The 17,365-nt window shown below is 72.4% G+C and carries 22 protein-coding genes; 14 read left to right on the top strand and 8 right to left on the bottom strand.

The window, feature by feature from the left end; all coding sequences use genetic code 11:
• Nucleotides 1-5: 5 nt before the first annotated feature.
• A complete protein-coding gene (locus LHA35_RS17025) occupies nt 6-164 on the bottom strand; it encodes a DUF6726 family protein (protein ID WP_226610158.1) in 159 nt (52 codons plus the stop codon).
• Nucleotides 165-219: 55 nt separating this feature from the next.
• Nucleotides 220-948, bottom strand: coding sequence for an ABC transporter ATP-binding protein (locus tag LHA35_RS17020; protein ID WP_226610156.1), 729 nt, complete (start codon nt 946-948; stop codon nt 220-222).
• Nucleotides 949-1,036: 88 nt separating this feature from the next.
• Here LHA35_RS17020 and LHA35_RS17015 point away from each other — a divergent pair, with 88 nt between their 5' ends.
• From LHA35_RS17015 to LHA35_RS16995, 5 genes are read left to right on the top strand one after another with little or no spacing between them, the layout of a single operon-like run.
• Entirely contained in the window at nt 1,037-1,648 is a 612-nt protein-coding gene (locus LHA35_RS17015; protein ID WP_226610154.1) for an arylesterase, read from the top strand.
• A 21-nt stretch (nt 1,649-1,669) separates the two neighbouring features.
• Nucleotides 1,670-2,206 carry an RNA 2',3'-cyclic phosphodiesterase gene (gene thpR / locus LHA35_RS17010; protein WP_226610152.1) on the top strand — a complete coding sequence of 179 codons (537 nt, stop codon included), beginning with the start codon at nt 1,670-1,672 and terminating at the stop codon, nt 2,204-2,206.
• 40 nt (nt 2,207-2,246) lie between these two features.
• Complete coding sequence (locus LHA35_RS17005; protein ID WP_226610149.1) at nt 2,247-2,588, top strand: hypothetical protein; 342 nt, start codon at nt 2,247-2,249, stop codon at nt 2,586-2,588.
• A gap of 33 nt (nt 2,589-2,621) precedes the next feature.
• Nucleotides 2,622-3,134 carry a YcnI family protein gene (locus tag LHA35_RS17000; protein WP_226610147.1) on the top strand — a complete coding sequence of 171 codons (513 nt, stop codon included), beginning with the start codon at nt 2,622-2,624 and terminating at the stop codon, nt 3,132-3,134.
• 11 nt (nt 3,135-3,145) lie between these two features.
• Nucleotides 3,146-3,613 carry a copper chaperone PCu(A)C gene (locus tag LHA35_RS16995; protein ID WP_226610144.1) on the top strand — a complete coding sequence of 156 codons (468 nt, stop codon included), beginning with the start codon at nt 3,146-3,148 and terminating at the stop codon, nt 3,611-3,613.
• 266 nt (nt 3,614-3,879) lie between these two features.
• On the opposite strand, the gene LHA35_RS16990 is transcribed toward LHA35_RS16995, so the two are convergent.
• On the bottom strand, nt 3,880-4,839 hold the full coding sequence (locus tag LHA35_RS16990; RefSeq protein WP_226610142.1) for a phytanoyl-CoA dioxygenase family protein: 960 nt from the start codon (nt 4,837-4,839) through the stop codon (nt 3,880-3,882).
• 456 nt (nt 4,840-5,295) lie between these two features.
• Here LHA35_RS16990 and LHA35_RS16985 point away from each other — a divergent pair, with 456 nt between their 5' ends.
• Nucleotides 5,296-6,048, top strand: a complete 753-nt coding sequence (locus tag LHA35_RS16985) for a trypsin-like serine peptidase (protein WP_226610139.1) — start codon at nt 5,296-5,298, stop codon at nt 6,046-6,048.
• A gap of 2 nt (nt 6,049-6,050) precedes the next feature.
• Here LHA35_RS16985 and LHA35_RS16980 read toward each other — a convergent pair whose 3' ends face one another.
• The gene (locus LHA35_RS16980) at nt 6,051-6,446 is read right to left on the bottom strand and encodes a metallopeptidase family protein (RefSeq protein ID WP_226610136.1); all 396 of its coding nucleotides are present in this window, start codon (nt 6,444-6,446) and stop codon (nt 6,051-6,053) included.
• A 66-nt stretch (nt 6,447-6,512) separates the two neighbouring features.
• On the opposite strand from LHA35_RS16980, the gene LHA35_RS16975 reads away from it, so the two are divergent.
• Nucleotides 6,513-6,803 (top strand): 4a-hydroxytetrahydrobiopterin dehydratase, encoded by a 291-nt coding sequence (locus LHA35_RS16975; protein ID WP_226610134.1) that lies wholly within the window; start codon nt 6,513-6,515, stop codon nt 6,801-6,803.
• 104 nt (nt 6,804-6,907) lie between these two features.
• Here LHA35_RS16975 and LHA35_RS16970 read toward each other — a convergent pair whose 3' ends face one another.
• Nucleotides 6,908-7,351 (bottom strand): Rrf2 family transcriptional regulator, encoded by a 444-nt coding sequence (locus LHA35_RS16970; protein WP_226610132.1) that lies wholly within the window; start codon nt 7,349-7,351, stop codon nt 6,908-6,910.
• A gap of 80 nt (nt 7,352-7,431) precedes the next feature.
• Between LHA35_RS16970 and LHA35_RS16965 the strand changes: the two genes are divergently transcribed.
• Genes LHA35_RS16965 through LHA35_RS16955 form a run of 3 tightly spaced genes read left to right on the top strand, consistent with a single transcriptional unit; the run spans nt 7,432 to nt 10,334 of the window.
• Nucleotides 7,432-7,923, top strand: a complete 492-nt coding sequence (locus LHA35_RS16965) for an MmcB family DNA repair protein (protein WP_226610130.1) — start codon at nt 7,432-7,434, stop codon at nt 7,921-7,923.
• A 39-nt stretch (nt 7,924-7,962) separates the two neighbouring features.
• Nucleotides 7,963-9,105: a hypothetical protein gene (locus LHA35_RS16960; protein WP_226610128.1), complete on the top strand. Its 1,143-nt coding sequence runs from the start codon at nt 7,963-7,965 to the stop codon at nt 9,103-9,105.
• Nucleotides 9,102-10,334: a hypothetical protein gene (locus tag LHA35_RS16955; protein WP_226610126.1), complete on the top strand. Its 1,233-nt coding sequence runs from the start codon at nt 9,102-9,104 to the stop codon at nt 10,332-10,334. Before LHA35_RS16960 ends, LHA35_RS16955 begins: the two co-directional genes overlap by 4 nt.
• On the opposite strand, the gene LHA35_RS16950 is transcribed toward LHA35_RS16955, so the two are convergent.
• From LHA35_RS16950 to LHA35_RS16940, 3 genes are read right to left on the bottom strand one after another with little or no spacing between them, the layout of a single operon-like run.
• Nucleotides 10,310-10,747 (bottom strand): PaaI family thioesterase, encoded by a 438-nt coding sequence (locus tag LHA35_RS16950; protein WP_226610123.1) that lies wholly within the window; start codon nt 10,745-10,747, stop codon nt 10,310-10,312. The two genes, LHA35_RS16955 and LHA35_RS16950, sit on opposite strands and share 25 nt — an antisense overlap.
• Nucleotides 10,748-10,778: 31 nt before the next feature.
• Complete coding sequence (motA, locus tag LHA35_RS16945) at nt 10,779-11,645, bottom strand: flagellar motor stator protein MotA (protein WP_226610120.1); 867 nt, start codon at nt 11,643-11,645, stop codon at nt 10,779-10,781.
• Nucleotides 11,642-12,646 carry a flagellar motor protein MotB gene (locus LHA35_RS16940; RefSeq protein ID WP_226610118.1) on the bottom strand — a complete coding sequence of 335 codons (1,005 nt, stop codon included), beginning with the start codon at nt 12,644-12,646 and terminating at the stop codon, nt 11,642-11,644. Before LHA35_RS16940 ends, motA begins: the two co-directional genes overlap by 4 nt.
• 264 nt (nt 12,647-12,910) lie before the next feature.
• On the opposite strand from LHA35_RS16940, the gene LHA35_RS16935 reads away from it, so the two are divergent.
• The 4 genes from LHA35_RS16935 to LHA35_RS16920 all read left to right on the top strand — a co-directional run bounded on the left by LHA35_RS16935 (nt 12,911) and on the right by LHA35_RS16920 (nt 17,219).
• Nucleotides 12,911-14,527 (top strand): ABC transporter substrate-binding protein, encoded by a 1,617-nt coding sequence (locus LHA35_RS16935; protein ID WP_226610115.1) that lies wholly within the window; start codon nt 12,911-12,913, stop codon nt 14,525-14,527.
• Between the two features lie 59 nt (nt 14,528-14,586).
• The gene (locus tag LHA35_RS16930; RefSeq protein WP_226610113.1) at nt 14,587-15,540 is read left to right on the top strand and encodes an ABC transporter permease; all 954 of its coding nucleotides are present in this window, start codon (nt 14,587-14,589) and stop codon (nt 15,538-15,540) included.
• Between the two features lie 115 nt (nt 15,541-15,655).
• Complete coding sequence (locus LHA35_RS16925; RefSeq protein ID WP_226610111.1) at nt 15,656-16,567, top strand: ABC transporter permease; 912 nt, start codon at nt 15,656-15,658, stop codon at nt 16,565-16,567.
• Between the two features lie 94 nt (nt 16,568-16,661).
• A complete protein-coding gene (locus tag LHA35_RS16920) occupies nt 16,662-17,219 on the top strand; it encodes a lipid-binding SYLF domain-containing protein (protein WP_226610108.1) in 558 nt (185 codons plus the stop codon).
• Nucleotides 17,220-17,365 lie beyond the last annotated feature (146 nt).

Raw genomic sequence — 17,365 nt, 5'->3', positions numbered from 1 at the left:
TCCGCTCAATCGATCGCATCGCCCACCGCATGGATCGGCGCGCCGATCGGCTTGCCGATCACCGGCACCACCTGGATGACATCGCCGGTCACCCGGAAGGGCAGGGCGACCAGCCCGCAGCCCGACAGGACGAGGCAGGCGAACAGGAGCAACACGGCACGCATCGGCAGATCCCCCGAGAACATCCTGCCGGGGCCAACGCGAGGCCGGTGCGCCCGTTCAGCCTGCCATGCCCTCCACCACGCGGCCGTCCTCCATCCGCACCACGCGGCCGCAGCGCTCGGCCAGGTGCTCGTCATGGGTGATCAGCAGCAGCGTGGTGCCGAGTCGCGCCCGCAGCCCGAAGAGCAGGTCCATCACCGCCTGGCCGGTGCCGCGGTCCAGGTTGCCGGTCGGCTCGTCCGCCAGCAGCAGCGGCGGCTCCGCGACGGTGGCGCGGGCGAGGGCCACCCGCTGCTGCTCACCGCCCGAGAGCTGGCCGGGATAATGGCCGATGCGGTGGCCGAGCCCGACCGCCTCCAGCGCCGCCGCCGCGCGTTCGAAAGCGTCCCGCCTTCCTGCGAATTCCAGCGGCACGGCGACATTCTCGAGCGCCGTCATGGTCGGTACCAGGTGGAAGGCCTGGAAGACGATGCCGACGGTCTCTCGCCGGAAGCGCGCCAGCGCGTCCTCGTCCATCACGGCCAGGTCCTGCCCGGCGACGCGCAGCACGCCGCCCGTTGGCCGCTCCAGCCCCGCCAGCAGCATGAGGAGGGAGGTCTTGCCGGAGCCGGAGGGGCCGACCAGCCCCACCGCCTCGCCGCGGCGGATGGTCAGGTCCACGCCGCGGAGAATGTTGACCTCGCCGGCCGCCCCCGCCACCCTGAACCGGAGGTCCCTGGCGGCGATGAGCGTATCGGCTTCGTTGTCTTCGGTCAGGGATCGGGAGTGGCTTGCGATGGCATCCATGGCGCCGAGGAATTTCCGTGGTGCCGCTGGATATGGCCGTCGCACCGCGATCGGTACAGCGCTGCTCGCGCCGCTTTATGGTTTCGGAGTGTTGCGGCCGGCCCGGGCCCAGGGGACCAGCACGGCGCCCGTCCGGCTGCTCGCCCTTGGGGACAGCCTGACCGCGGGCTATGGCCTGCCGCAGGACCAGGGCTTCGTGCCGCAATTGCAGCGGGCGCTGGCCGCGCGCGGGCGCGAGGTGCGGGTGATCAATGCCGGCGTCTCCGGCGACACCACGGCGGGCGGCCTCGCGCGGCTGGACTGGGCGCTGGCCGACAACCCGCAGGCGGCGATCGTGGCGCTCGGCGGCAATGACGGGCTGCGCGGCCTGCCGCCGGCGCAGAGCCGGGCGAGCCTTGCCGGCATCCTGGACCGGCTGGCGGCCCGCGGGATCCCGACCCTGCTGGCCGGCATGCTGGCGCCGCCCAATCTGGGCGCCGATTACGGCCGGGAATTCGCCGCGGTCTTCGAGGATCTGGCCCGGGCGCGGCCGGGGGTCGTCTTCCTCCCCTTCTTCCTGGAAGGGGTGGCGGGCGATGCCGCGCTGAACCAGCCGGACGGCATCCATCCGAATGAAAAGGGTGTGGCGGAGATGGTCCGCCGCATCCTGCCCGCGGTCGAGGCGCTGCTGGAGCAGGTGCCGCGCCCCTCCGCCGGCTGACCCAGATGAGGAGACAGACCGATGATCCGCCTCTTCGTCGCGCTTGCCCTGCCGGCCGCCATCAAGGCGCAGCTCGCCATGCTCTCCGGGGGCATCCCGGGCGCCAGATGGGTGCCGCCCGAGAATTACCACCTGACGCTGCGCTTCATTGGGGAGGTGGAGGGCTGGAAGGCGCAGGAGGTGGATGAGGCCCTGGCCAATATCCGCGCGCCGAGCTTCGAGCTCTCGCTCCGCGGCGTCGGCACCTTCGAACGGGGCGGGCGGATCAGCGCCCTCTGGGTCGGGGTCGAGAAGACCGAGGGCCTGAGCTTCCTGCAGAGCAAGGTGGAGACGGCGCTGCAGCGGATCGGGCTGGAGCCGGAGCGCAAGCGCTTCGCCCCGCATGTGACCCTCGCGCGCACCGACCGGGCGCCGCCCGAGAAGCTCATCGGCTTCGTCCAGGCGCACAATCTCTTCCGCCTGCCGCCGGTGGCGGTGGAGCATTTCACCCTCTATTCCTCCCGCCTCGGCAAGGATGCGGCGGTCTATGTGCCGGAGGTGGAATACGAGCTGGCCTGAGGCGCTCCGCCGGGTGGTGGCTTCGGGGACGCGCGCCCCGATGGGCCGCAGCCCCGGCGCGGCCGGCTTGGCGGCGCGGGCGCTGCTCGCGCTCGCGCTGCTGCTCGCGCCCTTCGGCGCCTGGCAGGCGGCACCGGCCGCCACCATGCCGGTTTGTTCGGCCGATGGCGGGGTGCGGCAGGTGCCGGACCCGCTGGCGCCCGACCTGCCAGCCCATGCCCATTGCGAGGCCTGCCTGGCCGCGCCGCCCGCCCTGCCGGCGCCGCCCGTGCTGCTGCGCGCGCCCTTCGCGCCCGGCCAGGCCCGGCTGGCCAAGGCCGCCCGCCACCCCGCCCCGCCTGCGCTGCCGCCGGAACAGGCCCGCGCACCGCCCGCCGCCTGAGCGTTCCCCGCCACGAACCCTCAGGAGAGTTTCATGCGTATCGCCTTGGCCCTGGCGGCCGCGGGCGCGCTCTGCGCCCTGCCTGCCGCCGCCCATGTCACCCTGGATCCCCCGGCCGCCCCGGCCGGCAGCCATGTGCGCGCCGCGCTGCGCGTGCCGCATGGCTGCGCCGGCGCCGCCACCACCCGCATCGCGGTGGAATTGCCGGAGGGCGTCTATTCGGCGAAGCCCAGCCCCAAGCCCGGCTGGCGCCTGACCATCGAGCGCCGCCGCCTGGCCCAGGCCGTCCGCGGCCCACATGGGCGGGAGCTGGAGGAGGAGGTTGCCCGCATCACCTGGGAAGGCGGGCCGCTGCCGAATGAGCAGTATGAGGAGTTCATCCTGATGCTGCAGGCGCCGAACGAGCCGGGCGGAACCCTCTTCCTGCCCATCCTCCAGAGCTGCGAGGGTGGCCGGTCGGAGGCCTGGGTCGAGCGCCCCGCTGCCGGCCAGACCGCCCGTGACCTCGCCCGCCCGGCGCCCACGCTGCGCCTGACCCCCCGTTGAGGGCCCCCGCCATGCATCGTCGCCTGTTCCTCGCCTCGCCCCTCCTGCTCGCCTTCCCCGCCGCCGCGCAGCATGCGCCGGCCGGGGCGGGCGACCTCGCCATCGCCCGGCCCTGGACCCGCGCCGCCGGCCAGGGCGGCACGGGCGCCGGCTTCCTCGCCATCAGCAATCGCGGCGCGGCCGGCGACCGGCTGGTCGCGGCCAGCAGCCCGGTCGCGCGGGTGACGGAGCTGCACACCCATATCCGGGACGGCGAGGTGATGCGGATGCGCCCGGTCGAGGGGATCGACATCCCGCCCGGCCAGATCGTGACGCTGCAGCCCGGCGGGCTGCATCTGATGCTGATCGGCCTCAACCAGCCGCTGCGGCAGGGCGAGACGGTGCCGCTCACCCTGCGCTTCGCGCGGGCGGGGGAGGTGCGGGTGGACTTGGTGGTCGAGGCCGCCGGGGCACGCGGCCCGGGCGGGCACCGGCACTGACGGGCGGCGCCGGCCGTGTGCGGCACGGCCGGCGCCCATCCGGGCCCGCCATCTGCTTTCCTGCCAGCGGCGTGAATTTCCCAGTCATGCCGGGCGCCCGGACAGGCGCTGCCGCAAGGGCGGCGAAGCCAGGGCTTGCGGGGCAAACCGCCCGGCGATGAGGGGGCCGTTGATGGGGCGCCAGCAACGGCGTTCGTCTCGGGCGGGGCGCCCGGTTGCCGGCGCCCCCGGGAAGTCCCGCGCGTCCATCAGGACGTCAGCCATGGTCACGGTGGTGTGGGCCCCCCGTAGTCGCGGCGGCGCAGCATGCCGGTGATCCCGAAGGAGACTTCCAGGCAGAGCCGCCGGCCCTCGCGCACCAGGGCGCCGGTATGGAAGCCGAACGGGTCTTCCCCGAAGCCGAAGCCGGCGGGGCCGGTCAGCGTCTGGATCGCCTCCGGCCCGTAGGCGGAGAGGATCTCGGCATCCGTCTTCGAGCTGAAGGGGCTGAGCTGGTGCAGCAGGGGCCGCCGCGCATGGCTGCCGCGCACGAAGCGGTGCGGCCCCGAGTCCGGGCCGACATCCGTCAGGTAGAAGAAGAATTTGAGCTGCTTCCAGTCCGTCAGGTCGAAATGGAAGGTGTCCTGGCCGGCGAGCTTCAACGCCGCCCGGCTGCGCGTGCTGCTGGGGAAGCTCCACCACAGCCGCACGTCGAGAACGCTGGCCGGTGCGCCGAAATAGCCGCTGGCCACCGCATGCAGCCACGGATGGGCGGCCAGGCGGCCGATTTCCCGGCAATGGCGCTCGCTGTCCCGGAAATGACCGACGACGAGGGATTGGCCGGTCCGCCGCTCGACCTCCTCCCGCTCCTCGGGCCAGAAGCGCGTGGACCAGTCGAGCCCGCCTTCGCAGGGGCGGCTATGGGCATATTGCCGGACGGCAGCCACGAAGGGCATGGAGAGGCGGAGGTCCGGGCAGATGCCGTCCTGCCGCAACGCTGCCACGGCCGAGGCCACCGGTGGCGCCTCCAGCAGGCCCTTCGAGGCGCCGACCGCTGGCACCGCCAACGCGGCACGCCGCGCCATCGCCGCCGCGACCAGGCGGCGCGCCGGCAGGAAGCGGGCGAAAACGAAGAAGGGCAGCCAACCGGGATGCGATTGGACGTCGTGCAGCAGGCGCGGGATCCGCGAGACAAGTCGCGGTCCGCGCCCCCATTCCCGGTCCGTGGCGGCCTGTCCGAGAAGCATGGTGTTTCTCCAGCGATCGAAGTTCGATGCCGGAACGGTAGGGCCTGTATTTTTCTTGCATAGCCAGAACTTTTTGGCAGGTTGTTACGCAATGACTTGCGCGTTCACGTGGAAATTCATGACGGCCACGTCATCAATATCTGTGAGGCTTGAGGTGCGGCGGGAGCGCAGGCGGGGCGGGAACCGTCAGCGCCTCGCGCCGGCACGCCTGCCGCTGCGGTTGGGGCCGCGCAAGGCGCACCGGGGCCTGGACCGTCCAACCCCCTTCACCTGGACGATCATGGCCGCCCGTCGCACCGCCTTCGTCCTGACCGGCATGGGCATTCCCTGCGACCCCGGCCTTGCAACCTCCCGCGGGCCGGGTGGCCAGCGACAGTGCAGCGAGGGTACCGCCGGGTCCGGATGTTCCCTTGTCGGCCCGGGGCGGCACCGGGCCTTCGACGATGCGCGCCGCGCGTGCTTGCGGGAGCACGGCGCCTGATCCGCCGGCTGCTCGCTGCCCTCCCGCTGCTGCTGCCCCTTGCGGCCGCGGCGGAGGCGCCGCGCCCGCTGCTGCCCGGCATCGGCGCCGCGGACCCGCGCCGGCCGGTCGATCTGGCGGAGGCGCCCTGGCGCGCCCTCGGCCGGGTGCAACTGGAGATCGGCGGCACCTGCACCGGCGCCCTGATTGGCCCACGCCTGATGCTGACCGCGGCGCATTGCCTGGTGGCCCGGCGGGCGCGCGCCATGGTCCAGCCGGGCAGCGTGCATGTCCTGCTCGGCTATGAGCGTGGCGCGGCGGTGGCGCATGCCCGCGTCACCGCCTACCGCACCGGCCCGGGCTTCCGGCCCGACCCGCCCGGCCCGCCCGGCAGCGACTGGGCGGTGCTGACGCTCGACCGACCAATCGGCGGGCCGGACCGCATCCTGCCCATGCTGCGCCAGCCGCCCGCGCCACGGACGCCGCTCATGCTCGGCGGCTACCAGCAGGACCGGCGGGAGGTGGTGCTGGCCGATACCGGCTGCCGCGCGCTCGGCCTGGTGCGCAGCGCCACGGGGCAGCCCATGCTCGCGCATGATTGCGCCGGCACGCATGGGGCGAGTGGCGGGCCGCTGCTGGCGCGGGGGCCGGACGGGCGCTGGGGCATCGCCGGCATCGCCTCCTCCGTCCTGGGGGATGTCGCGATGGGCCTCGCCGTGCCGGCCGCGGCGATCGGCCCGGCGGAGTAGGGCTACTCCTCCTCGCCCTCCAGCCGGGCGATGTCGGCATCGGAGAGGCCGAAATGATGGCCGATCTCGTGGATCAGCACGTTGCGGACCAGGCGGAACAGATCCTCCCCGGTCTCGATCCATTCCAGCAGGATGGGCTCGCGGAAGAGCAGGATGGTGTCCGGGCCCTGCGGCACGTCCAGCACGCTCTTTTGGGTCAGCGGCACGCCGCGATAGAGGCCGGTGAGCTCCCAGGGATTGTCGATCCCCATCTCCGCCAGCGTCTCCTCATCCGGCGTCTCCTCGACGGTGATGGCGGTGCCGCGCACCAGGTCGCGCAGCGGGGCGGGGATGGCGGCGAAGGCGGCCTCCGCCATATCCAGGATGTCGTCGAGGCTCGGCGGCGTGCTGTGGCGCATGCCGCCACCGGAAGCCCTGCCGAGCGCGGCGTCAAGCGGCAACCGGCTGGGCAAGGGGAGAGGGCGATGGTCGAGCGGCTGGATGCGACGGCGCGGGCGGGGCTGGCGGAGGGCCTGCCGCACTGGCACATGGTGGCGGGGCGGGACGCCATCCGCCGCGAATTCCGCTTCCGCGACTTCTCGGAAGCCTGGGGCTTCATGGCCCGGGTCGCCCTGCTGGCCGAGGCCCAGGACCATCACCCGGAATGGTCGAATGTCTGGAACCGGGTGGAGATCGTGCTCAGCACGCATGATGCCGGCGGTCTGTCGGAGCGGGACCTTCGCCTCGCCCGCTCGATCGACGCGCTGCTGGCCTGATGCGGATGCCCGGAGCAGGGGAGCGCCCCGGTGCGGTCCGTTGCAGCTCTCGTCCTGCGGGCGGATTCAGGTGGCCGGTGGTTCGCGGCCTCCCGCGCTCTGCTCTAGCCGGCCGCGGCCGTGGCCGTGTCGCGCTCCACACGCAGCCCATGGGTGAGCTCGGCCAGGGTGGTGCTGCCGAAATCGGTCAGCAGCGCGACCTCCGCCTGGTCGAAGCGGCGCCGCAGCAGATCCGGCACCTGGCTTCCCACCGGGCATTCGGCATTGGTCTTCTTGTGCACGCCAAGGAGTTTTTCCTTCTCGGGGTGGATCGCCCGCCAGACGTCGCGCAGGGTGATCTGCGTGGCCGGACGGGCGAGCGATGCGCCGCCGGGCCCGCGCTGGACGGCGATGAGCCCCGCCCGCGACAACTGGCCCGCAATGCGGCGCACCACCACAGGGTTGGTACCGATGCTCCAGGCCAGCCGCGCACTGGTGGAATCGCCTGCGGCATCGCGGGCGATCAGGAGCAGGATATGGAGAGCGACGGAGAAGCGTGTTGCAATCATGTCCAGGAATGTATGACGCCCGACATTTACAGGTCCTGGCAACCCTGAACAGGGGAGCAGCCTCCGAGTGGAAAGACCGCATGAGCAATTCCGGCACCCGTGGCGGATCGGCCGCACCCGCCGAGCGGACCTTCATGATCTGCCGCGCGGCCATGCGATTCTGCGCGCTGCGCGGCTGGGCCCCGGTGCAGGAGATGCCGCTGCCCAACGGGCGGCGCGCCGATATCCTGGCCCTGCTGCCGGATGGCGGCTTCGCGGTGGTCGAGGTGAAGTCCTGCGCGCGCGACTTCCTGTCGGACGGCAAATGGCCCGACTACCGGGAGTTCTGTGACCGGCTCTACTTCGCCGTCGATCTGGACTTCCCGCAGGAACTGCTCCCCGGGGAGGCCGGCCTGCTGGTGGCGCAGGGGCGGGAAGCCGCGCTGCTGCGCGAGGCGCCGGCGCACCCCCTGGCGCCGGCGCGGCGGCGGGCGCTGCTGCAGCGCTATGCGCGGGTTGCGGCGGGACGCCTCGCGGCCTTGTCAGACCCGGACTCCCATGCCGAACTGCGGGCGGCGCTCCGGGTCGAGTAGGCCAACCCTTTCTTCACCGGGCGGCCGCATCCTGGTGGCATGGCCCCCCCTGAGACACTCTCCTGGCTCGCCCGGTTCGAGGCCGGAAAGTACAAGCCGGTCACCTTCCTCGAACGCGGGGTGGTCCTGCCCTTCACCACGCCCGCCCTGCTGGGTGGCCGGATCCGCCCCGGGGAGCGCAAGACGCCCGAGCTGGTGCTGGCCAACCCTGCGGGGGTGGAGGGGGTCTATATCCTTCCCTGGTCCGGCCTGCCGGATGTCTGCACGCCGACGCTGCATGACCGTGCCCTCTGGAACCGGGTGGCACAGCTGCCGATGCTGACGCCGCGGAGCGTGCGCGAGGCGAGCCGGGCCGTGGCCGCGGAAGGGCTGGCCGGCCGCGCCGCCGCACGGGCGGCGGCGGAGGCGGAGCGGGCGACCCGGGATGCCTGCACCTTCACGCACTACCATCTGCTGATCGAGCTGGTGCGCCAGGCCGACCCGAACGGGCAGGGCGAGCCGTTGCGGCCGGGTGACCTGAAGACGCTCGAGCAGCGGGCACGCGCCGTGCTGGTGGCCCGGCGCACCGATACCAGCCTCAGCCCCGCCGCGGCCTTCGAAGCCCTGGCCGAGCTGGCGGCGGTCTTCGAACCCTGCGGCCTGCCCGGCGACCCGACCCGGGCGCGCCTGCCGCGGCTCGGCTTCGAGATCGCCGCGGTCATGGAGGACCTCGCCCGCTGGGCCGAGCCGGCCGGCCCGTCGGAGCGCAGTTGCATCAGGCTGCTGGCCGAGGGCGCCGCCCTGACCCAGCATTGCGTCCGCGCCGCGATGAAGGAGGTGCATGCGCAGCTCGGCGATCTCTGGATGCTGGTGCAGCGCTGGCGGATGACGCCGGAGCCGATCGCGCGGCTTGCCGCCCGGCCGGAATGGCTGCTGGACGGATGGGAGCTGATCTGCGGCCTCTGGCGCGCGGCGGAGGAAGGGCACCGCCCCGCGGCGCTGCTCGACATGGCGGCGATGGTGCCGATCATGCCGGCCGAGGTCGCGGAATGGATGGGCTTCGATGCGCCGGGCGCCATGGAGACGCACCGCACCGGCCTGCGGCACTGGCGGCGGATGGTGCAGCCGAACCAGGACTGGATGACCGGCCGCCTGCTGGAGCTGACCGCGCGCAACGAGACCATGCGCGCGCTCTGCACATGAGCGGAGCGCTGCGCGAGATCCGGCAGCTCGGCCAGGCCGCCGCCGCGGCGGATGATGCCGCGCTGGCCCGGCTGGTCGCGCTGCTCGACCGTGTGCCGAGGCGCGGAGAGGCCGACCGGGTGCTGGACCCGGTACGGCCGCGCCTGCGCGCCCTGGGCCTGCTGCGGCCGCTCGGACTGCCGCGCCTGCTCTTCCTGCCGCTCGATGGCGCGATCCAGCCGGCCGCGCGCTGGACGCGCGGGGCGGCGGCGGTGCCGCGCAGCGCGCTGGTCGTGCTGGCCGAGATGGTCGGGGCGGCGCTGGGCGAGGAGGCGGCGGCGATCGCCACCGCCTGTGCCGCCCTCTCCACGGCCGATGCGGGACAGGTTGCGGTCCTGGGGGGACGGCTCTGGACCAGGGCGGCGGATGCCCTGCCCGAGGCCCCTCCGCCGGGCTGGGAGCGGACCGGCCTGGCGCCGGCCGACTACCCGGCGATCGCCGCGCTGTGCCGCCCCGTCTGGCGGGCGGGCCCGGCGATCTGGGCGGCGCTGGCGGCGGCCGAGATCGGCCCGCCGGAGGAACTGGCCGAGGCCGCGCTGCGGGCCGTGGCGCCTGCGGGCCTGGCACCGCTCTCGGCAGTGCTGGCGACGCTGCTGAAGCGCGCGGCCGCGCCGGGTGCGGTGGCACGGATCGCCGCCGGGCTCGACCCGACGGCGCGGCCGGTCGCGGTGCAGGCGCTGGAGGCGATGCTGGCGCAGCCGCCGCCGGACTTCGCCGCGCTCGACCCCCATGCGGCGGCCGAGCAGGCGGCCGCGACGGCCCGCCGGCTGGCGGATCTGGAGAGCAGCGCGCTGCTCGCCGGTGAGCGGCAGGGACAGGTGCAGGCCTGGCGACGCGCGGCGGACGAGGCCTGCCGCGCCGGCTTCCTGGCGGCGGCCGAGCGGCAATTGGTGGCACCTGCCCTGCGGCTGGCGACGGCGCCGGTCGTCACGGATGCGGATGTCATGGCGATCGAGGCGGGCGCCCGCGGGCTGCGCGCGCTGCAGACGGCCGGGCGACGGCTCGGCGGCGCGGCAGCCTATGACCGGGCGCTGCGCGATCTGACCGGGAGCCTCCTCACGCTCGCGGCAGAGGCGCGCAACCCGGCGGGGCTTCGCCCGGTGGACCTGGCCCGCAGCATCGAGATCCTGGTGGGGCCGGATGCGGCCGCGGCGCTGCTGGGCCCTCAGCCCTCCGCCGGCACGCCCTGAGGGTCGCCGCTGCCGGCGCGGTAGCGATGGGTGGAGGCGCCGAAGGCGAGCAGCGTGCCCGCCGCGTCGGAGACCTCGGTCCGGGCGAAGAAGATGTTGCGGCCGCCGGTCACCACCCGGCCTTCCGCCACCAGCCGCGTGCCGATCGCCGCCTGGCCGGTGAAGCGGCAATCGAGGTCGAGCGTGACGGCCCGGCGGACCCGGCCGGGAAAGGGGCAGAAGAGGCCGGCGAAGGCCGCGGCCTGGTCGATCATCGAGAGCAGCACGCCGCCATGGACGATGCCGGACCGGTTGGCGTGCTGCGCAGCGGTGTCGCAGATCAGCTTCGCATAGCCATCGCGCCATTCGGCGAGGTGCACGCCGAGATGGGCGTGGTAGGGCGAATGGGCATGGGGGAAATCGGGCAGGTCCATGCCGGCTGCCTGCCGGCATGCGGCGGGGCCGTCAAGCGATCTGCAGCTCCTGCAGCACCTGCTCCAGCTCCTGGAAGCTCGGCATATGGCCGCTCGGCGCCATCTTGCGGCCGGTCTCGACCGCAACCTGCGGGGCGTTGCCGTGCAGATGCGCGACCAGCACGGCGCGGATCACCTCGTAGTACTTCGACTCCTCCTCCACCACGCCTTTGAGGCGCCCGGCGAAGGGCGCCATCAGCCCATAGGCCAGCAGCACGCCGAGGAAGGTGCCGACCAGCGCGCCGCCGATCATCTTGCCGAGCACGGCCGGCGGCTGGTCGATCGACCCCATGGTCTTGATGACGCCGAGCACCGCCGCGACGATGCCAAGGGCCGGCAGCGCGTCCGCCACCGTCTGCATGGCGTGCGAGGGGTGCATCTCCTCCTGGTGGAGCTTCTTCAGCTCCCGCGCCATCACATCCTCGATCTGGTGCGGGTCGTCGGCGTTCATGCCGACCATGCGCAGGTAGTCGCAGATCAGCGCGACCGCGTGGTGGTCCTTCTGGATCTTCGGGAACTTGCCGAAGGCGCTGCTCTCCTCCGGCTTCTCGATATGCGGCTCGAGCGCCATGGCGCCCTTGGTCTGGGCGAGGCGGACGAAGAAGTAGAGCAGGCTCAGCATCTCGACGTAGTCGGCCTTCTTGAAGCGCGCCCCCTTGAAGATCTTCCCGAAGCCGCCGAGCGTGTGCTTGATGTCGGCGATGGAGTTGGCCATCAGGAAGGTGCCGATGGCGGCGCCGCCGATCATCAGCATCTCGAAGGGCAGAGCCTTCATGATGATCTCCATCTTGCCGCCCGCGGCGATGTAGCCGCCGAAGACGCAGGCGAGCATGAAGACCAGGCCGGCGATCGTCGTCATGGCGCGCGGCTGGCCTCGGCGGGCTGGCTGCGCAGCAGGGTGATGGCGACACGGCGGTTGGCAGCCGCCATGGGCTGGTCGGGCAGCAGCGGCAGGCGCTCGGCATGGCCGGTCACGCTCTGCAGCCGGGGTTCGGCGATGCCGGCATCGAGCAGCAGGCGGCGGACGGCATTGGCCCGCTCGGCCGAGAGTTCCCAGTTGCTGCGCTCGCCACCGCGGAAGGGCGTGGCATCGGTATGGCCGGCGATGGCAAGGCCGTTCGGCAGCTTCGCCGTCACCGCCGCCACCTTGGCCAGCAGGGCGCGCGCGCGCTCATTCGGCGCGGCGCTGCCGACCGGGAACATGGCCTGCCGCTCGGCATCCAGGATCTGGATGCGCAGGCCCTCCGGCACTTGCTCGATCACCAGCTGCCGCGCGAGATCGCCGAGCGCCGGATCCTCCTGCACCGCGCTGCGCAGCTCCGCGGCCGCCTGCTCGAAGGCACGGGCCTCGCGCCGTGCCAGCTCGGCGCGCAATGCCGGGTCGGGCAGCGCCTCCGCCATGGCCGGCAGGGCGGGCGCGGCGTCCGAGGTCTGCGGCGCCGCCTCTCCCGGCGGCTGCGGCGGTGCCGGCCGGGCGGTCTCGGGCGGCGCGTCCGACTCGCCCTCATCCTCGATGTCGAGCCGGACGGGGGCGCGCCCCTGCTCGACCCGGATGGCACCGGCGTCGGAGACCATGGCGCCGTCCGAATTCGGGCTGCTGCCGCCGAAGGGGTCGCCCGAGCCGGTGGCGCTGCGGCCGAGCGCGTTGGAGGGCGCGAAGTAGTCGGCGAGGCCGCGGCGCTGGTCGTCCGAGGTGGCGTTGAGCAGCCACATCAGCAGGAAGAAGGCCATCATCGCCGTGACGAAATCGGCATAGGCGACCTTCCAGGCGCCGCCATGATGGCCATGCTCGCCACCTTCCTCCCGTCTCAGGACGATGGTCGGCGCCCCGTTGCGCCCGCCCTTGCCCTTGCCCGCCATGTCCCCCGCGCCGCTGATCTCGCGGACAGAGTGCGGCAGGCGGGTTTAAGGCCGCTCTAACGCGGCCTCTCCGGCCCGCAGCCCGCGAAGGTCGGTGCCCCGGCAGGCCGATCCGCCGAGAATGCGGGCAATCTGGCGCGTGCTTGGGCATGCGCGACCTCCCCCAGGGCCATGATCCGGCCCGGGCGCGTGGCATGCGCTTTGCGACTCAGGCTCCGGTGCCCACGGCACGCACAACAAACTCCGAACCTGGAGACGCCCTTCATGAGTTTCCGGCGCCTGCTGCTCGCCGCCGCGATCACCGCTCCCCTGGCCGCCGCGCCCATCCTGGCGCAGGCGCAGGGGACCATCCGCATCGGCATGACCGCGGCCGATATCCCGCTGACCCACGGCCAGCCCGACCAGGGCTTCGAGGGCAACCGCTTCACCGGCATCCCGCTCTATGATGGGCTGACCGCCTGGGATCTCTCGGCCGCCGACAAGCCCTCCTCCGTCATTCCCGGCCTCGCCACCGAATGGCGGGTGGACGAGGCGGACAAGACCCGCTGGATCTTCCGCCTGCGCCCGGACGTGAAATTCCACGACGGCTCGGACTTCAACGCCGATGCCGTGGTCTGGAACGTCCGCAAGGTGCTGGACCGGGAGGCACCGCATTACGACCCGCGCCAGGTGGGGCTCACCGCGACCCGCATGCCGACGCTGCGCCGGGCCGAGAAGATCGACGACCTGACCGTCGCGCTCTTCACCAGCGAGCCGGACAGCTTCCTGCCGATCAACCTGACCAACCTCTTCATGGCCAGCCCGGCGCAGTGGGAGAGGCACCGCGCCGCCCAGCCCAATGCGGAAGCCGCCTGGAACGCCTTCGCGCGCGAGCCCTCCGGCACCGGGCCCTTCCGGCTGACCCGCTTCGTCGCGCGCGAGCGCGTCGAGATGGCGCGCAACGACGCCTATTGGGGCACCAAGGCGAAGGCCGAGCGCATCGTCCTGCTGCCGATCCCCGAGGCGAATGCCCGCACCGCCGCCCTGCTGTCGGGCCAGGTGGACTGGATCGAGGCGCCGGCGCCGGATGCCGTGCCGCAGCTCCGCAGCCGCAGCATGACCATCACCCAGAACCTGCAGCCGCATGTCTGGCCCTGGCAGCCCTGCTTCGTCGGCGACAGCCCGCTGAAGGATGTGCGCGTCCGCCGCGCGCTCAACCTCGCCATCGACCGGGAGGGCATGAAGCAGCTGCTGAACGGCTTCATGGTCGCGCCCGTCGGCACGGTCGCGCCCGGCCATCCCTGGTGGGGCAACCCTTCCTTCCAGATCCGCACGGACAAGGCGGAGGCCAGGCGCCTGCTGGCCGAGGCCGGCTACGGCCCGCAGCGCCCGCTGAACCTGAAGGTGCAGATCAGCGCCAGCGGCTCCGGCCAGATGCAGCCGCTGCCGATGAACGAGTTCCTGCAGCAGGACCTGAAGTCGGTCGGCGTCAATGTCGAGTTCGATGTGGTGGACTGGAACACCCTGTTCACCAACTGGCGCCAGGGCTGCCAGGCGGCCTCGGCCCGCGGCGCGCATGCCACCAACGTCTCCTTCGCCGCCATGGACCCCTTCTTCGCCATGGTGCGCTTCTGGGACAGCAAGATGGCCCCGCCGGCCAGCAACAACTGGGGCCATTTCAACGACCCGCGCTTCGACCAGATGATCCGCGAGGCGCGCAGCACCTTCGACCCGGCGGCGCGCGACGCGGCGCTGGCGAAGCTGCACGCGGCGGGCGTGGACGAGGCGCTGTTCATCTGGATCGCGCATGACGTGGCGCCGCGCGCCATGTCGCCGCGCATCAAGGGATACGTCCAGCCGCAGAGCTGGTTCGTCGACCTCCGCCTGCCCTTCATCCAGTAACCACCGAGGCGGGGCGGGCCGCCCAGGCGGCCCGCCCCGTCACAGCCCGGGGAGTTCCCATGATCCTCTACCTGCTGCGCCGAGTGCTGTACGCGGTGCCGATCGCGCTGGCGGTCGGCTTCGTCTGCTTCATGCTGGTGCAGATCGCCCCGGGCGATCCGATCAACGCCATCGTCCCGCCGGATGCGCCCGCCGATGTGGTGGAGCAGGTCCGGAAGGATTACGGCCTGGACAAGCCCCTGCCGGTGCAGTTCGGCCTCTGGCTCTCCAAGGTGGTGGTCGGCGATCTCGGCCGGTCGCTGGCGACGGGGCGGCCGGTCTGGGCCGACCTGCAGACCGCCATCGCCAATACCCTGACGCTCGCCTTCGCCGCCTCCATGCTCGGCTTCGTGCTGGGCTGCGTGCTGGGCGGCCTTGCCGGCACCTTCCGCGGCTCGGCGATCGACCGTGGCGCGGTCGGCCTCGCGGTCGCGGGCGTCTCCGTGCCGCATTACTGGCTCGGCATGGTGATGGTCGTCATCTTCTCCGTGCAGCTCAACTGGCTGCCGGCCATGGGGGCGGGGCCCGGCGGCTCCTCCGACTGGGCCTGGAACTGGGAGCACATGAAGCACCTGATCCTGCCCATGGTGACGCTCTCGGTGATCCCGATGGGCATCGTGACGCGCACGGTGCGCGGCATCGTCGCCGAGACCATGAACCAGGAATTCGTCACGGCGCTCCGGGGCAAGGGGCTGACGCGCTGGCACATCTTCCTGCATGTCGTGAAGAACGCCGCGCCCAACGCGCTGGCGGTGATGGGCCTGCAGCTCGGCTACCTCATGGGCGGCTCGATCCTGGTGGAGACGGTCTTCTCCTGGCCGGGCACCGGCCTGCTGCTGAACAGCGCCATCTTCCAGCGCGACCTGCCGGTGCTGCAGGGGACCATCCTGGTGCTGGCGATGTTCTTCGTCGCGCTGAACCTGGTCGTCGATCTGGTCCAGACGGCGCTCGACCCCCGGATCAAGCGGGCATGAGGCGCCCTGGTGAGCGGAGCGCCGGCAGGGCTCCCATGAGACACCGCCCCGCGGGGTGCCCCGGAGGGCGCGGCGGCCTGAGCCGGCCCGCCCAACCTCTTTGGAGAACAGGAGCATGAGCACCGCCACCACTCCGACGGCCGCGGAAGCCGAACTCGCCGTTCAGGCGAGGCAGGCCACGGCGCGGTCCGAGGGCTACTGGGCCGGCGTCTGGAAGCGCCTGCGGCGCGATCCGGTCACCATCGTCTGCGGCGCCATCCTGCTGCTGATGCTGCTGGCGATCATCTTCGCCCCGCTGCTGGCGCCGCACGACCCCTACCAGGGCAGCATGATCCGCCGCCTGCGGGCGATCGGCACGCCCAACTACCCGCTGGGAACGGATGAGCTGGGGCGGGACATCCTGACCCGCCTGCTCCATGGCGGCCGCCTCTCCTGGTTCATGGGCATCGTGCCGGTGGTCTTCGCCTTCGTCATCGGCTCGACGCTCGGCATCCTCGCAGGCTTCGTCGGCGGCAAGGTCAACATGGCCATCATGCGCACGACGGACATCTTCTACGCCTTCCCCTCCGTGCTGCTGGCGGTCGCCATCTCCGGCGCGCTCGGGGCGGGCATCTTCAACGCCATCCTGGCCCTGACCCTGGTCTTCATCCCGCAGATCATCCGGGTGGCGGAAAGCGTGACGCAGGGCGTGCGCAACCTCGATTTCGTGGATGCGGCGCGGGCCTCCGGCGCCTCGGGCTTCACCATCGTGCGGGTGCATGTGCTGGGCAACGTGCTCGGGCCGATCTTCGTCTACGCGACCTCGCTCATCTCGGTCTGCATGATCCTGGCCTCGGGCCTCTCCTTCCTCGGCCTCGGCACCAAGCCGCCGGAGCCGGAATGGGGGCTGATGCTGAACACGCTGCGCACCGCGATCTATGTGCAGCCCTGGGTGGCGGTGCTGCCCGGCGTCTGCATCTTCGTCACTTCCATCTGCTTCAACCTGCTCGCGGACGGGCTGCGGCAGGCGATGGATGTGAAGGGCTGAGCACCAGCCGCTGCCGTCCGGCCGGAAGCGGCCGGGCGGCAACCCGGCGCGAGGGGGGACGTTGCGGGGGCGAGCATCCGTCCGGAGACCCCCCATGCCCCACCCCACGCGCCGCCATTTCGGCGGCCTCCTCCTTGCCGCCGGCGCGTTTGCCCTGCCCGCCACCGCCCGCGCCGCGAGCCGCCGGGAGATCGATGCCGAGGTGCAGGCCGCGCTCACCCGGTTGCGGGACCTCCCGAATACCGAGCCGCTGCTGCGCCAGGCGAAGGCCATGCTGATCTTCCCGCGCATCATCAGCGGCGGCTTCATCGTCGGCGGCCAGTACGGCGAGGGCGCGGCGCTGCAGAACGGCCGGACCCAGGGCTACTACTCCATCGCGGGTGTCTCGCTCGGCCTGCTCGCCGGCGCGCAATCGGCGGGGCTCGCCATGTTCTTCATGACGGAGGAAGCGGTCGGCGCCCTCGCGCGGGCCGATGGCTGGGAGATCGGCACCGGCCCGAGCGTCGTCGTGCTCGACCGCGGCGTGCAGGCCAATGCCACTTCCACCACCCTGAACGAGCCGGTCTATGCCATCACCTTCGGCCAGCAGGGCCTGATGGCCTCCCTGTCGCTGACCGGCACCAAGATCACCCGGATCAACCCGGAGGCCTGAGCCGCCTCATACCTGGTGCATGGCAGGCTGACGCGTGCCATGCCCCGGACATCCGGCGGCCCTCCGGGCCCTGGCGTCGCGGCACGTGCCGCGATGCGCCTTCGTCCGGCGCGCTCCGCAGGCCGCAGGTCGGGACCCGGTGGGCC

It is taken from the genome of Roseicella aerolata (assembly GCF_020523605.1).
Classification (GTDB): Bacteria; Pseudomonadota; Alphaproteobacteria; order Acetobacterales; family Acetobacteraceae; genus Paracraurococcus; species Paracraurococcus aerolatus.
This window is presented reverse-complemented; position numbering and strand designations above follow the sequence as displayed.

Bases quoted from the DNA above. Each gene is read 5' to 3' on its own strand.
- LHA35_RS17025 (WP_226610158.1), bottom strand. From the start codon at position 164: ATGCGTGCCGTGTTGCTCCTGTTCGCCTGCCTCGTCCTGTCGGGCTGC.
- LHA35_RS17020 (WP_226610156.1), bottom strand. From the start codon at position 948: ATGGATGCCATCGCAAGCCACTCCCGATCCCTGACCGAAGACAACGAA.
- thpR (WP_226610152.1), top strand. From the start codon at position 1,670: ATGATCCGCCTCTTCGTCGCGCTTGCCCTGCCGGCCGCCATCAAGGCG.
- LHA35_RS17005 (WP_226610149.1), top strand. From the start codon at position 2,247: ATGGGCCGCAGCCCCGGCGCGGCCGGCTTGGCGGCGCGGGCGCTGCTC.
- LHA35_RS17000 (WP_226610147.1), top strand. From the start codon at position 2,622: ATGCGTATCGCCTTGGCCCTGGCGGCCGCGGGCGCGCTCTGCGCCCTG.
- LHA35_RS16995 (WP_226610144.1), top strand. From the start codon at position 3,146: ATGCATCGTCGCCTGTTCCTCGCCTCGCCCCTCCTGCTCGCCTTCCCC.
- LHA35_RS16990 (WP_226610142.1), bottom strand. From the start codon at position 4,839: ATGCTTCTCGGACAGGCCGCCACGGACCGGGAATGGGGGCGCGGACCG.
- LHA35_RS16980 (WP_226610136.1), bottom strand. From the start codon at position 6,446: ATGCGCCACAGCACGCCGCCGAGCCTCGACGACATCCTGGATATGGCG.
- LHA35_RS16975 (WP_226610134.1), top strand. From the start codon at position 6,513: ATGGTCGAGCGGCTGGATGCGACGGCGCGGGCGGGGCTGGCGGAGGGC.
- LHA35_RS16970 (WP_226610132.1), bottom strand. From the start codon at position 7,351: ATGATTGCAACACGCTTCTCCGTCGCTCTCCATATCCTGCTCCTGATC.
- LHA35_RS16965 (WP_226610130.1), top strand. From the start codon at position 7,432: ATGAGCAATTCCGGCACCCGTGGCGGATCGGCCGCACCCGCCGAGCGG.
- LHA35_RS16960 (WP_226610128.1), top strand. From the start codon at position 7,963: ATGGCCCCCCCTGAGACACTCTCCTGGCTCGCCCGGTTCGAGGCCGGA.
- LHA35_RS16955 (WP_226610126.1), top strand. From the start codon at position 9,102: ATGAGCGGAGCGCTGCGCGAGATCCGGCAGCTCGGCCAGGCCGCCGCC.
- LHA35_RS16950 (WP_226610123.1), bottom strand. From the start codon at position 10,747: ATGGACCTGCCCGATTTCCCCCATGCCCATTCGCCCTACCACGCCCAT.
- motA (WP_226610120.1), bottom strand. From the start codon at position 11,645: ATGACGACGATCGCCGGCCTGGTCTTCATGCTCGCCTGCGTCTTCGGC.
- LHA35_RS16940 (WP_226610118.1), bottom strand. From the start codon at position 12,646: ATGGCGGGCAAGGGCAAGGGCGGGCGCAACGGGGCGCCGACCATCGTC.
- LHA35_RS16935 (WP_226610115.1), top strand. From the start codon at position 12,911: ATGAGTTTCCGGCGCCTGCTGCTCGCCGCCGCGATCACCGCTCCCCTG.
- LHA35_RS16930 (WP_226610113.1), top strand. From the start codon at position 14,587: ATGATCCTCTACCTGCTGCGCCGAGTGCTGTACGCGGTGCCGATCGCG.
- LHA35_RS16925 (WP_226610111.1), top strand. From the start codon at position 15,656: ATGAGCACCGCCACCACTCCGACGGCCGCGGAAGCCGAACTCGCCGTT.
- LHA35_RS16920 (WP_226610108.1), top strand. From the start codon at position 16,662: ATGCCCCACCCCACGCGCCGCCATTTCGGCGGCCTCCTCCTTGCCGCC.